This window comes from Sphingobium sp. LMA1-1-1.1 (genome assembly GCF_040676365.1).
Taxonomy (GTDB): Bacteria; Pseudomonadota; Alphaproteobacteria; order Sphingomonadales; family Sphingomonadaceae; genus Sphingobium.
Genome location: NZ_JBEGHS010000023.1, coordinates 508,426 through 521,739 on the forward strand (window position 1 = coordinate 508,426; position 13,314 = coordinate 521,739).

Here is a 13,314-nt window from a genome sequence, read left to right on the forward strand (position 1 = left end):
CGCCGTCATGCCCCGCCTGTGGCCGTGGCTGTTGATCCTGCCGCTCTGGACGCCCATGGCGGCAAGGGCGCAGTTGCCGGTCGTGATCTCCAGCGGCCCGGACAAGGTCGCGGTCACGCTCTACCGCGATCCGGCGCGGGGAGAGGAGCCGCTCAACCGCGATGATCCCGCTGCCTTCGCCCTGATCGCGGAGACACGCACGGTAATGTTGCCGCCGGGCGAAGCCGTGATCCGGTTCGAAGGGGTCGCAAGCGGCATCGTGCCGCAATCGGCGATCCTCTTTGGCGCTCCGCCGCGGGAGCGCAATCGCGACGCGGCGCTGCTGTCGCAAAAGGGGCTGGTCGACGCATTCACCGGGCAACGGGTGATCCTGCGCCGCACCGATCCGGCGAGCGGCAGGACGGTCGAGGAAAGCGCAACCGTCCGATCCGCCGCCGACCGGCTGGTGGTGACGACGGCGCGCGGAGTGGAAGCGCTCTATTGTTCCGGACTGCGTCAGACGCTCCTCTATCCGGGGGCGCCCGCGACACTCTCCGCAAAACCGGTGCTGACCATGACGACCAGGGACCAACCCGGCGGCCTGGCGACGATCACGCTGGCCTATATCGCCACCGGCTTCGACTGGGATGCAACCTATGTCGGCACATTGGCACCGGACGGCCAGTCACTGGACCTGCTCGGCTGGCTGACGCTGGCGAGCGCGGACGACACCAGCTTTGCCGATGCAACCGCTTCCGCCGTGGCGGGAAGGGTGAACCGTTCAGATGACAGTCGCGACGAAAGCGGGGAAAGGGCACGCGATGAAGCCCGCTATCTGAACAGATCCAGTGCCTGCTGGCCCGCCGGGACGACCAGCGACCTGGGCAACGGCCTGCTGCCGCCGTCCCCTGCACCGCCGCCCATGGCAATGATGATGGCGGGCGAAGATATCGTCGTGACGGCCCAGCGGCGACAGGAAGTCATGCTGTCGGCGCCCATGCCGGTCGCCGTGGTCGCCAGGGCGGAAAATCTGGGCGACCTCAAGATGTATCGCATTCCCGTTCCCGTCACGGTCGCCGCCCGTGCACAGAAGCAAGTGGCGTTCCTGGTGAAGCAGAAGGTTAAGGGTAGCCTGATCTATCGGACGGCAATGAACTGGGAAGAGCCGGACGAGATCCGGATGCTGTTCCGTTTCAATAACAGCAAGAAGGACGGGCTGGGCGACCCTCTTCCGGCGGGCCGGGCAGTCCTTTACCAGGACAGCCCCTGGGGCCGCATGTATGTCGGGGAAAACGCGACAGACGACAAGGCCGTCGATGAGGAGGTCGAATGGCCCTTCGCTGAAGCCAGCAACGTGACCCTGGACCCTGAGCAGGAGGCGGCGGGCAAGGGGGTCATCCGCCACAGTCTGGTCGTGCGGAACGCCAACCCCTTTCCCATCCGTTTCGAGATCGACTTTCCAACAAATAGCGGGCGGCTGTTCAGCGGCTTCAGCGGTCGCCTGACGAAAAAGCCGGGCAAGCAGGTCTGGGCCATGACGGTGCCGGCGAACGGGACGATAAGCCTGCACTTCCAATCCGCCGAGCGAACAAACTAAAGCTTCGCGCGGAAACCTGCCCCTGATACAACGCGGCACGCGCCGGCTCTGGATTCTTTGCTTTCCGCGATTTCTCAACCAGCGATCCGAACCGATCGCTTGGAAATCGCTCTATTCCCCGCACTTATCCAGACCCAGCGCACCTTCCCCGTACAACAGGATGGAATCGGAGCGCGCCAACGCCACCAGAGCAAGCCCCGCCCCCGCCGCCCTTTCGGCGGCAAGGCGCGTCGGCGCCGAAATCGTCACCAGCAAGGGGCAATCCGCCAGTACGGCCTTCTCCACCAATTCGTATGAGCAGCGCGAGGAGAGCAGCGCGAAGCCGCCATCCCATGCCCATCCACGCTGCCACATCGCGCCAATCAGCTTGTCGAACGCATTGTGCCGCCCGACATCCTCCCGCGTCAGGCGGATCGTGCCATCGGCCGCCACGAGAGCCGCTGCGTGGGCCGCCCCTGTTCTCGCATTGAGTGGTTGATGTCCCTTCAAATCCCCCAATGCCCGGAAAACAGCCTGGCTGTCGCTCATTGAAGAGGCCGTGACGGACGGCAGGGGCCGGATCGCCTGGTCCAGATTTTCCAGCCCGCAAATTCCGCAGGAGGATTCCGAGGCGCGATGCCGCACCCGGCTCAGCAAGGCTTCGGTTCGCCCTTCCGGCAGGGTTGCGCGGGCAATGATGCCTTGCCCGGTCGCATGTACATCCACATCAAGGAGCGCATCCTCCCGCCCGATCAGCCGCTCCGCCAACGCAAAGCCAAGCACCAGTTCCTCTATGTCGGCGGGCGTGGCCATCAGCACGGCATAGCCGATACCGTTAAATTCGATGGCGATCGGCATTTCATCGGCCAGTTCGCGCGTCACGGGCGCGATGGGGCCTTCCGGCACTATTCGCCTGAAAATGAAGGATCGATCTTCCTGCTCCGCGCTCAAGGCGCCGTGATCCGTCCGACAGCTGCGGCGGCAATGGGCGACAGCGCATCGGGGCGGGCCGTCGCCAGCACAGCAATGCGCTGCTTCATCGCCGGATCCCAGAAGGCGCGGATATGATCCGCCGTCATGGCGACCGCCTCCACCTCACCCAATGCCGCGACATTGCGGGCAATCTGGTTGGCCATGTAGATCAGGCGGTCCTCGGTCGACATGACCTCATTTTCATCGCTCATGCGCGCTATCCTATTCGGCCGCTTCCAGGGGCGCAATGCGTCTGCTCTGGCGCGCCTGACTTGCATAATCGCGCTGCCAGTCGCTCGGCCCGTTCGAACGCATGACCTGCACCGCCGTCACCTTATATTCCGGGCAATTGGTGGCCCAGTCCGAATAATCGGTCGTGATGACATTGGCCTGCGTGTCGGGATGGTGGAAGGTGGTGTAGACCACGCCCGGCGCCACGCGCTCGGTGATCAGGGCGCGCAGGCTGGTTTCGCCGGCGCGGCTCTTGAGCGACACCCAGTCGCCATCGTTGATGCCCCGGTTTTCCGCGTCGGTGGGATGGATCTCCAGCCTGTCCTCTGCATGCCAGGCCTCATTGGCCGTGCGCCGCGTCTGCGCGCCGACATTATATTGGCTGAGGATGCGCCCTGTCGTCAGCAGGAGCGGGAAGCGCGGCCCCGTCTTTTCGTCCGTCGGCACATAGTCGGTGACGACGAACTTGCCCTTGCCCCGCACGAAACCGTCGATATGCATGGTCGGCGTCCCGTCCGGAGCGGCGTCATTGGCGGGCCACTGCAGCGACCCTTCCTCCTCCAGCCGGTCATAATGCACGCCTGCGAAGGTCGGGGTCAGGGCCGCGATCTCGTCCATGATTTCGGACGGATGCGCATAGGACCAGCCCAGCCCCATCGCCTGCGCGACGAGCTGCACGATCTCCCAATCCTCAAAACCATTCAACGGCGCCATCACCTTGCGCACGCGCTGGATGCGGCGTTCGGCGTTGGTGAAGGTCCCGTCCTTTTCCAGGAAGGTCGATCCCGGCAGGAAGACATGGGCGTAATTGGCGGTTTCGTTGAGGAACAGATCCTGCACCACCACGCATTCCATCGCCGCCAGTCCCGCGGCGACATGATGGGTGTTGGGATCGGACTGAAGGATATCCTCGCCCTGGATGAAGATACCCTTGAACGTCCCGTCCGTCGCCGCATCGAGCATGTTGGGAATGCGCAGCCCCGGCTCGGCATCCAGCGTGACGCCCCAGGCCTGTTCGAACTGGCCGCGCGCCGCATCGTCCGACACATGGCGATAGCCGGAAAGCTCGTGCGGGAAGCTCCCCATGTCGCAGGCGCCCTGGACATTATTCTGCCCGCGCAGCGGGTTCACGCCAACGCCTTCGCGACCGATATTGCCGGTCGCCATGGCAAGATTGGCGATCGCCATCACGGTGGATGACCCCTGGCTGTGTTCGGTGACGCCCAGCCCGTAATAGATGGCAGCGTCGCCGCCGGTCGCATAGAGCCGCGCCGCCATGCGGACTTCCTCCGCGCTGACGCCGGTCAGCGGCTCGACGGCTTCTGGCGAACGCTGCGGTTCGGAGACGAAATCGGCCCATTCGGCAAACTCGTCCCAATCACAGCGCTCCCGGATGAACGCCTCGTCATAGAGCTTTTCCGTGACGATCACATGCGCCAGCGCGGTCAGCATGGCGACATTGGTGCCGGGCCGCAGCGGCAGATGATGATCCGCCTCAACATGGGGCGACTTCACCAGGTCGATCCGGCGGGGATCGATGACGATCAGCTTCGCGCCCTGCCTGAGCCGCTTCTTCATACGGCTGGCGAAAACCGGATGGCCGTCGGTCGGATTGGCGCCGATGACAAGGATCACGTCGGCCTGCATGACGCTGTCGAAATCCTGCGTCCCGGCGGACGTCCCAAACGTCGTCTTCAGCCCATAGCCGGTGGGCGAATGGCAGACCCGGGCGCAGGTATCGACATTGTTGTTGCCGAAGCCCTGGCGGATCAGCTTCTGGACGAGGAACGTCTCCTCATTGGTGCAGCGGCTGGAAGTGATGCCGCCGATGCTGCGCGTGCCGTATTTCGCCTGGATACGCCGGAACTCGCTGGCGGTATGGGCAATGGCTTCCTCCCACGACACCTCGCGCCAGGGTTCGTCCACCGATGCGCGGATCATGGGATTGAGGATGCGGTCGCGATGCTGGGCATAGCCCCAGGCGAAGCGCCCCTTGACGCAGCTATGCCCGCGATTGGCCTTGCCATCCTTCCACGGCACCATGCGCACCAGTTCCTCGCCCCGCATCTCCGCGCGGAACGTGCACCCGACGCCGCAATAGGCGCAGGTGGTGACGACCGCGCGATCCGGCGTGCCGACCTCCACCACCTTCTTCTCGGTCAGGGTCGCAGTCGGGCAGGCCTGTACGCAGGCGCCGCAGGACACGCATTCGGACGAGAGGAAATCCTGTCCCTGGGACGGCGCGACCTTCGAATCGAAGCCCCGCCCCTCGATCGTCAGGGCGAACGTTCCCTGCACCTCGTCGCAGGCGCGCACGCAGCGCGAGCAGACGATGCATTTGCTGGGGTCGAAATCGAAATAGGGGTTCGACTGGTCCTTGGCCTGGCCCATATTGGTCGCGCCGTCATAGCCATAGCGCACGTCGCGCAGGCCGACCGCGCCCGCCTGTTCCTGCAACTCGCAATCGCCATTGGCCGGGCAGGTCAGGCAATCGAGCGGATGGTCGGAGATGTACAGTTCCATCACGCCGCGCCGAAGCTGCTTCAACCGCTCGCTCTGCGTGCGCACCACCATGCCCTCGGCGATCGGCGTGGTGCAGGAAGCGGGATAGCCACCCCGTCCCTCCACCTCGACCAGGCAGAGGCGGCAGGAACCGAAACTCTCCACATTGTCGGTCGCGCACAGCTTGGGGATCGAGCAGCCGGTCAGCGAGGCCGCCCGCATGATCGACGTTCCCTCCGGCATCGTCACCGGCTGTCCATCGATGGTCAGGGTCACGCTTTTGCCCGTCGCGATGGCGGGGGGCGTTCCATGGTCGGTTTCGCGTGTGTAGCTCATTCCGCAGCTTCCTTGATCGGGGCGGGGGCGCCGAAATCCTCAGGGAAATAGTCAAGCGCGCTCAGCACCGGATAGGGCGTGAAACCGCCCAGCGCGCAGAGCGAGCCATATTTCATCGTGTCGCACAGGTCGCGCAGCAGCCCCGTCTGCGCCTCCAGCCCGACATCGATCCGGTCAGGCGTCCGGGAGTTGAGCGCCTTTTGAAGATATCCCTCCCAGCCGCGGTCCGGCGGCGACGCGGCGGCACCATCGCGCGCCGCAATGATCCGGTCCATCACTTCGATCCCGCGCGTCGATCCGATCCGGCAGGGCGTGCATTTGCCGCAGCTTTCGACCGAGCAGAACTCCATGGCGAAACGGGCCATATGGGCCATGTCGACGCTATCGTCGAACACCGTGATCCCGGCATGGCCGATCAGCCCGCCCGCCTGGGCAAAAGCCTCATAGTCGAATGGCAGGTGGAACATGCTGGCCGGGAAGTAGGCGCCCAGGGGTCCGCCGACCTGCACGGCGCGAACGGGCCTTCCACTCGCCGTGCCGCCGCCGATGCCGTTCACCAGTTCGCCAAGGGTGATGCCGAAGCCAATCTCATAGAGGCCGCCATGCTTCACATTACCCGCAAGCTGCACGGCGATGGTGCCCCGCGACCGGCCGAAGCCGACCGCCGCATAGGCCTCTGCCCCCTCCGTCACGATGAAGGGGACGGCGGCGAGGCTGAGCACATTGTTGATCACCGTCGGCTGACCGAACAGCCCGGCCAGCGCCGGAAGTGGCGGCTTTGCCCTCACCTGCCCCCGCTTGCCCTCCAAGCTGTCGAGCAGCGCAGTCTCCTCCCCGCAGACATAGGCGCCGGCGCCGACGCGCACTTCGAGCGTGAAGGGCGCGATCCGATCGGCCGACAGCGCGATCGCATCCTGCATGGTGGCAATGGCGAAGGGATATTCGCTGCGGATATAGATATAGCCCCGGCTCGCCTGCACGGCATGACCCGCAATCGCCATGGCTTCGATCAGGCAGAAGGGGTCGCCCTCCATCAGCATCCGGTCGGCAAAGGTGCCGCTGTCGCCCTCATCGGCGTTGCAGACGATGAACTTGGTGTCGGACGCCGCATCCAGAACGGTCTGCCATTTGATCCCGGTGGGAAAGCCCGCGCCGCCCCGTCCGCGCAGCCCGGATGCCTTGACCATGTCCACCACCGCCTGGGACGGCATCGCCCGCGCCGCGTCCAGACCGCGCCAGCCGCCCAGAGCGGCATAGTCGGCCAGGCTGAGCGGATCGATGATGCCGCAGCGCGCGAAGGTGAAGCGCTGCTGTCCGGCGAAGAAAGGCAGGGCCGCCAGCTCACCCAGCCGGGAGGCATGGCTGCCATCCAGCACGGCCGCCACCTCTTCGGGCCCTACGGGGCCGAAGCCGATCCGCTTCCCCTCGCTCTCCACCTCGACCAGCGGTTCGATGGAGAAGAAGCCTCGGCTGCCGGTGCGCACCACATCGCATCCAGCCGCTTCGAAGGCGCGCGCGACTTCGTCAGCGCCCAGGGCGACCGAGGCCATGTCCCGGCTGATGTAGACGCGCGTCATGCCGCGATCTCCTGCGCGATCCGGTCAAGCGCGGCGGCGTCGATCCGGGCGACGGGCCTGCCGTCGACCAGGGCATTGGGTCCGATGGCGCACAGGCCCAGGCAATAGACAGGTTCCAGCGTCACCTGACCGTCGCGCCGCGTTTCGCCCATGGCGACGCCCAGCCGATCGGCCGCCGCCCTTTCCATCGCTGCGCCGCCGCGGGCCTGGCAGCTTTCGGCGCGGCAGAGCTTCACCACATGGCGGCCGGCCGGGGTGCGGCGGAAATCATGGTAGAAGGTCACGACTCCATGAACGTCCGCGCGAGAGAGGTTGAGTGCGGCGGCGATGGCGGGAATGGCCGCGTCATCGACAAAGCCTATCTCTTCCTGCAGCATGTGCAGCAGCGGCAGCAGGCGGTCGCGGGTGCGGCCATGAACCTGCGTCCATTCCTCTATCAGCCTTGTCGTCTCTTCCTGCTGCATCTTCCTCGCCTTTCCGGGGCGCCATGCTGCGCCCTGGAAGAGGCTGCGTCAAATTGAAGAGGATCATGTTTGATAGAAATTATCTATCAAACTCCTGGAAGGGTGCTCATGGATCAGCATCGGGCTGGACCGAGGGATGGGCGGCCACGAAGGGAGCCAGGGCCCGCGCCTTCTCTCCTGCCGCGACGAGCGCGGGAAAGGGCGACAGGTCGACCTTGAACCGCTCCGCCGAATAGAGCTGCGGCACCAGATAGCAGTCCGCCAGTCCCGGCCGGTCGCCAAATGCGAAACCCCGGCCGTGGCGCGCCACCCATATTTCCAGCGCGGCGAAACCCTCGGTGATCCAGCGGGCCATCCACCTGTCGATCGCGCCCTGATCCGCGCCGAGATCGGCCTTGAGGGCCTTCAGCACGCGCAGATTGTTGAGGGGATGGATGTCGCAGCCGATCAGCGCCGCCATGGAGCGCACGATCGCCCGCTGGTCCCGGTCGGACGGCAGCAGGGGCGGCCGGGGCCAGCGTTCCTCGATCCATTCCAATATCGCCGGGCTCTGCGCGAGGATGAGGCCGTCCGCCTCGATCACCGGGACCAGCCCCTGGGGCGACAGCGCCTGATAGCCCGCATCCCGCTGGGCGCCGACGCGCAGGTCATGGGCCACCTGGTCATAGGCCACGGCCTTCAGGTTGAGCGCGATCCGTACGCGATAGGCGGCGCTGGACCGCCAATAGCCATGGAGCGTCAGCGCGCTCATCGCGCAGGCCCGACCAGGGCGCGGCATTCGCCAAAGCCGATGGATATATGGCCCGGCGCCCGCGCCACCGCGGTCAGCGCCAGTTCGTCGCCATCCTCCAGGAAGGCGCGTTCCTCGCCGGTCGGCAGGGTGATCCGCACCTTGCCGCCTTCGGTCAGTTCCATGAGGCTGCCATAGCTGTCCGGGGTCGGGCCGGAAAGCGTGCCGGTGCCCAGCAGGTCGCCGGGATTGAGATTGCAGCCGTTGGAGGCGTGGTGGGCGACGATCTGCTGCGCGGTCCAGTACATGGACGAGGCAGGCCCGCGCGAAAGTCGCATCGGCGCCATGCCGGCCGCCCGCATCCTTGCGCTCGACAGATGGACCTCCAGGTCGAGGGCCAGCGCGCCGCCGGCCTGATCGGCCTCGTCCCACAAATAGGGCAAAGGCCGGGGATCGCCCTGCGGCCGGGGAGGCTGGGCGATGCGGAAGGGGGCCATCGCCTCCGCCGTCACCACCCAGGGGGAGATGGTCGAGTGGAAATTCTTGGCAAGGAACGGACCCAGCGGCACATATTCCCAGGCCTGGAAGTCGCGCGCCGACCAGTCGTTGAGCAGGCAGAAGCCGGCAATATGGTCCGCCGCCTCAGCGATCGGCACGGTTTCGCCCAGCGCATTGCCGGCGCCGATCCAGATGCCCAGTTCCAGTTCATAGTCGAGCCTTTGGCTGGGTCCGACGACAGGCACGTCGGCATCGGGGGCCTTGCGCTGGCCCTGGGGGCGGATCACCGGCACGCCGGACGGGCGGATGGAGGATGCCCGTCCATGATAGCCGATCGGCACATATTTATAATTGGGCAGCAAGGGATTGTCGGGGCGGAACAGCCTGCCGATATTGGTCGCGTGGTGAATGCCGACATAGAAATCGGTATAATCGCCGATCGCGGCGGGCAGATGCAGCGCGCAATCCGTCGCCCGGTGCAGCAGGGGTTCGACCGCCTGCCGCTGTTCCTCATCGCTGAAAAGCGCGCTCAACCAGCGACGCAGCGCCAGCCGGTCCGCCGCCGGGAGCGCCATCAGGGCGTTGAGGGTGGTTCCGCCCAGCACGGCGGCGGCCGAGGCGGGAAGCAGGCCCGCCTCGGCAGCGACACGCAGGTCGAATATCCGGTCCCCTATCGCCACGCCCGCCCGCGCTTCCCCGCCGGGGGGCGAGAAAATGCCGTAGGGCAGGTTCTGCACCGGGAAGTCGGTATGGCCATTGGCCCCCTCCACCCAGCTCGACCGGGCAGGATCATGGGTTTCATCGATCTGCGGAAAGCTCATGCCCCCTCCTCTTCTGTCGAACCATCCCCCTGCGGCAGTTGCGCCTTGGCAAAGCCGGACCAGCAATCGTCATAATCCAGTTGACCGAGGGGCGTTTCCATCGCGAAACGGGTCGGGCGGAAAGGGAAGCGGCTTTCGAACATGAAGGCCATGGTGTCGCTGATCCGGTGCGGCTTCAACTGCGCGGCGAGCGCGCCTTCATAGCTGGCCCTGTCCGGACCATGCCCGGCCATGCAATTGTGCAGCGAGGCGCCGCCGGGCGCGAAACCGCCCGCCTTCGCATCATAGGCGCCGTGGACCAGCCCCATGAACTCGCTCATCACATTGCGGTGAAACCATGGCGGGCGGAATGTATCTTCCGCCACCATCCAGCGCGGCGGGAAGATCACGAAGTCGCAATTGGCGGTTCCGGCGCGATCGCTGGGGGAGGTCAGCACGGTGAAGATCGACGGATCGGGATGGTCGTAGCTGACCGTGTTCATCGTGTTGAACCGCCGCAGATCGTAGCGGCAGGGGGCGAGATTGCCGTGCCAGGCCACCACGTCGAAGGGAGAATGGTCCTGCGTCGTGGCCCACAGGCTTCCGCCGTATTTCTGGACGATTTCATGAGGGCTATCGTCATCCTCATAGCAGGCGACGGGCGTTTCGAAATCGCGGGCGTTGGCAAGGCCGTTGGCGCCGATCGGGCCGAGATCGGGCAGGCGAAACAAGGCCCCGTAATTTTCGCAGACATAGCCGCGCGCCGTCCCGTCGGGCAGGTCCACGCTGAACCGGACGCCACGGGGGATCAGCGCGACCTGTTCCGGCGCGACCTCCATCACGCCCAATTCGGTGGTGAGGCGCAGCCTGCCCTGCTGCGGCACGATCAGCATTTCGCCGTCGGCATTGGTGAAGGCGCGCTTTTCCATCGGGCGGTTGGCGGCGTAGAGATGGACGGCCAGCCCCTCGCCCGCCGCCGGATCACCCGCGCCGCAATAGCTGACCAGCCCGTCGAGGAAATCGACCGGATGTCCGGGCAGCGGCATCGGATCCCAGCGCAGGCGGTTGGGCGTGGGCGGCACTTCATCGAAGGGGCCGCTGCGCAGCAGCGTATCGCGGGCATAGGGCCGATAGGGCGGATGGTTGGCCGCCGGCCGCAGGCGGTAGAGCCAGCTTCGCCGGTTCTCGCCACGCGGGGCGGTGAAGGCGGTGCCCGAAAATTGCTCGGCAAAAAGGCCATAGGGCGCATGTTGCGGCGAGTTGCGGCCCACCGGCAGCGCGCCGGGCACGGCCTCCGTCGCGAAATGATTGCCGAAGCCGGACATCATGCCTGTCATGCCGGCGGCGTCCTGCCCGGCGTTCCGTGCCATCCCATCCTGCCTCACTTGACCGAACTCCTGGCCGATTCCCCGGCCGCTATCTGGTATCAATTGTTACCATCATAGCGCTTTGCCAGGGAAGTATCAAATGTTACCAGATGGCAATGACCGGGAAAACGCTGCGCCTTGACGATTTCATCCCCTATCGCCTGTCCTTCACGGCGGCGTTGCTGAGCGACAGCATCGCACAAAGCTATGAACGGCTGTTCGGCATCAGCATCGCCGAATGGCGTGTCATCGCCTGGGTGGCGGAGCGGGGGACGATCACGCAGCAGCAGATCTGCGCGCAGAGCCGCATGGACAAGGTGACGGTCAGCCGGGCCGCCATCGCGCTCATCGAACGCGGGATTGTCCAGCGCCTGCCCCATGCGCAGGACCGGCGATCGCATCTGCTGGCGCTGACGGAGGAAGGGCAGCGTCTGCATGGCGCCATCGCCCCCAAGGCACTGGAACTGGAAGGCCGGGTCTTTTCGCATTTCAGCGCCGAGGAAGTGGAGACGTTCGTCGCCATGTTGCGGCGGATCGATGGGATCGTGCTGGGTGATGCGGGATGAGGAGCGGAGGGGGAGATGCTCCTTAAATCCCGTCGATCCGCCCCGAAATGTCCCGCGCCACGGCCAGTACCGCCTGGGCTAGCGGCCCCAGCGGCGCACGGTCCGAGACGATCACGCCGATGCGGCTGCCGTCCTCCGCGTCGGGCAGGGCGAAGGTGCGTACCCAGTCCAGCCCGTCCAGCAGCATCGCATGGCTGTCGGGCACGATCGAGCAGAGCCGCCCCTGCCGGACCAGCGCGAACAGGGCGACATAACTGTCCGCCGTTACCACCGGACGCAGCGCGAGGCCCCGCTCGCCCAGGCGCGCGTCCAATATGCGCCGGTTCTGCATGCCCTGGTGCAGCAGGCACAGCGGCAGGGCGGCCACATCCTCCCATTCGGGCGGATGCTTTTCATCCAGCACGCCCCGCGCCGCCACGAGCATGTAGCGTTCGACATAAAGCGGAGCGGCCAGCATGTGGGAGGGCGGCTCGAAATCCAGATAGGTGAGGCCCGCATCCAGTTCGAAGGCGGACAATTCCCGCTCGATCTGGCGCGAGGTCAGCGCCCGCACCGAGATGTTGAGGCCAGGATGCCGTTCCAGCAGCGACTCGACCAGCGGGCCGACGGCCGGCATCGCCGCGGGGATCGCGCCCAGCCGCAATTCGCCCTGCAACGGCCCCTTGGCGACGGCAGCCGCCTGCATCAGATTGTCGGTCGCCGCGACAAGCTGCTGCGCCCAGGGGAGGATCGCCCGGCCTTCCTCCGTCAGGCCCGCATAGCGGCGGTTGCGCAGGATCAGCCTTTTGCCCAGTTGCGCCTCCAGCGCGGAAATGCCGGCGGAAAGCGTGGGTTGCGACACATGGCATGCGGCCGCCGCCCGCGCGAAATGCCCCTCCCTCTCCAGAGCCAGGAAATATTGAAGGAGACGGGTCTGCATGCGTTTTACTCGCTGTTTTCCGGCTGATAGGACAAAGTGGCGCGCGGTAGAAGCCGGGTCTGGACGATGGGCGCCATCCGCACTATATACCGCTCGGTATGGAAACACAGACTCAGACAGCGAGGGGAAGGCCGAGGGAGTTCGATCCCGAACAGGCGCTTAGCGCTGCACTCACCGTTTTCTGGCGGCGCGGCTATGAAGGCGCGTCCATGGCCGAGCTGACCGAGGCGATGGGCATCACCAAGCCCAGCCTCTACGCCTGTTTCGGCAACAAGGAGTCGCTGTTCCGCAAGGCGCTCGACCTCTATGAGCGCGACAAGCTGTGCTACATCAGGTCGGCGCTGGACGAACCCACGGCGAAGGGCGTGGTCGAGCGGCTGCTGCGCGGTTCGCTGGCGATCCAGACCGGGGCGACCGATCCGCATGGCTGCCTGGGCGTGATCAGCGCGGTCGCCTGCGCCACCCAGGCCGAGTCGATCCGCGACGAGGTCATTGCGCGGCGCGCCTCATCCGACGCGGCCCTGGTCGCCCGGCTGGAACGGGCGCGCAAGGAAGGCGACTTCCCCGAGACGATCGAGCCGCAGGCGCTGGCCACCTATCTCACCGCCGTGATGCAGGGCATGGCCGTGCATGCCAGCGCCGGAATGTCGCGGGAGCTGCTGGAGCAGCTTGTGGAGACGACCCTGGCCGTCTGGCCGGGCAAGTGACGGAAAAGCAAGCCTTTCGGAATTAGATACCGAAAAATTACCAATCGGTATAAAAGTCCCTTGACCCTGCTGCTGCAGTGCATTATATAC

12 protein-coding genes are annotated in these 13,314 nt (G+C 65.7%); 3 read left to right on the plus strand and 9 right to left on the minus strand.

Annotation, left to right across the window (positions count from 1 at the left end; all coding sequences use genetic code 11):
* Nucleotides 1-7 precede the first annotated feature (7 nt).
* Nucleotides 8-1,576, plus strand: a complete 1,569-nt coding sequence (locus tag MRBLMA1_RS13755) for a DUF4139 domain-containing protein (protein WP_363737383.1) — start codon at nt 8-10, stop codon at nt 1,574-1,576.
* A 111-nt stretch (nt 1,577-1,687) separates the two neighbouring features.
* Here the strand turns inward: MRBLMA1_RS13755 and fdhD are convergent, their stop codons facing one another.
* The 8 genes from fdhD to hmgA all read right to left on the minus strand — a co-directional run bounded on the left by fdhD (nt 1,688) and on the right by hmgA (nt 10,990).
* On the minus strand, nt 1,688-2,506 hold the full coding sequence (fdhD, locus tag MRBLMA1_RS13760; protein WP_363737384.1) for a formate dehydrogenase accessory sulfurtransferase FdhD: 819 nt from the start codon (nt 2,504-2,506) through the stop codon (nt 1,688-1,690).
* Nucleotides 2,503-2,739, minus strand: a complete 237-nt coding sequence (locus MRBLMA1_RS13765) for a formate dehydrogenase subunit delta (RefSeq protein WP_363737385.1) — start codon at nt 2,737-2,739, stop codon at nt 2,503-2,505. The genes fdhD and MRBLMA1_RS13765 overlap by 4 nt, the downstream gene beginning before the upstream one ends.
* Before the next feature lie 10 nt (nt 2,740-2,749).
* The gene (gene fdhF / locus MRBLMA1_RS13770; protein ID WP_133652774.1) at nt 2,750-5,596 is read right to left on the minus strand and encodes a formate dehydrogenase subunit alpha; all 2,847 of its coding nucleotides are present in this window, start codon (nt 5,594-5,596) and stop codon (nt 2,750-2,752) included.
* Nucleotides 5,593-7,173 (minus strand): NADH-ubiquinone oxidoreductase-F iron-sulfur binding region domain-containing protein, encoded by a 1,581-nt coding sequence (locus tag MRBLMA1_RS13775; RefSeq protein ID WP_363737386.1) that lies wholly within the window; start codon nt 7,171-7,173, stop codon nt 5,593-5,595. The genes fdhF and MRBLMA1_RS13775 overlap by 4 nt, the downstream gene beginning before the upstream one ends.
* Nucleotides 7,170-7,637: a formate dehydrogenase subunit gamma gene (locus MRBLMA1_RS13780; protein ID WP_363737387.1), complete on the minus strand. Its 468-nt coding sequence runs from the start codon at nt 7,635-7,637 to the stop codon at nt 7,170-7,172. The genes MRBLMA1_RS13775 and MRBLMA1_RS13780 overlap by 4 nt, the downstream gene beginning before the upstream one ends.
* Before the next feature lie 106 nt (nt 7,638-7,743).
* On the minus strand, nt 7,744-8,388 hold the full coding sequence (gene maiA / locus MRBLMA1_RS13785; protein WP_363737388.1) for a maleylacetoacetate isomerase: 645 nt from the start codon (nt 8,386-8,388) through the stop codon (nt 7,744-7,746).
* Complete coding sequence (gene fahA, locus MRBLMA1_RS13790; RefSeq protein ID WP_363737389.1) at nt 8,385-9,686, minus strand: fumarylacetoacetase; 1,302 nt, start codon at nt 9,684-9,686, stop codon at nt 8,385-8,387. The genes maiA and fahA overlap by 4 nt, the downstream gene beginning before the upstream one ends.
* The gene (hmgA, locus tag MRBLMA1_RS13795; protein ID WP_363737450.1) at nt 9,683-10,990 is read right to left on the minus strand and encodes a homogentisate 1,2-dioxygenase; all 1,308 of its coding nucleotides are present in this window, start codon (nt 10,988-10,990) and stop codon (nt 9,683-9,685) included. The genes fahA and hmgA overlap by 4 nt, the downstream gene beginning before the upstream one ends.
* Nucleotides 10,991-11,148: 158 nt before the next feature.
* Between hmgA and MRBLMA1_RS13800 the strand changes: the two genes are divergently transcribed.
* Complete coding sequence (locus MRBLMA1_RS13800; protein ID WP_363737390.1) at nt 11,149-11,598, plus strand: MarR family winged helix-turn-helix transcriptional regulator; 450 nt, start codon at nt 11,149-11,151, stop codon at nt 11,596-11,598.
* A 22-nt stretch (nt 11,599-11,620) separates the two neighbouring features.
* Here MRBLMA1_RS13800 and MRBLMA1_RS13805 read toward each other — a convergent pair whose 3' ends face one another.
* Nucleotides 11,621-12,517 (minus strand): LysR family transcriptional regulator, encoded by an 897-nt coding sequence (locus tag MRBLMA1_RS13805; RefSeq protein ID WP_363737391.1) that lies wholly within the window; start codon nt 12,515-12,517, stop codon nt 11,621-11,623.
* Nucleotides 12,518-12,615: 98 nt separating this feature from the next.
* Here MRBLMA1_RS13805 and MRBLMA1_RS13810 point away from each other — a divergent pair, with 98 nt between their 5' ends.
* Complete coding sequence (locus MRBLMA1_RS13810; protein ID WP_133652767.1) at nt 12,616-13,224, plus strand: TetR/AcrR family transcriptional regulator; 609 nt, start codon at nt 12,616-12,618, stop codon at nt 13,222-13,224.
* Nucleotides 13,225-13,314 lie beyond the last annotated feature (90 nt).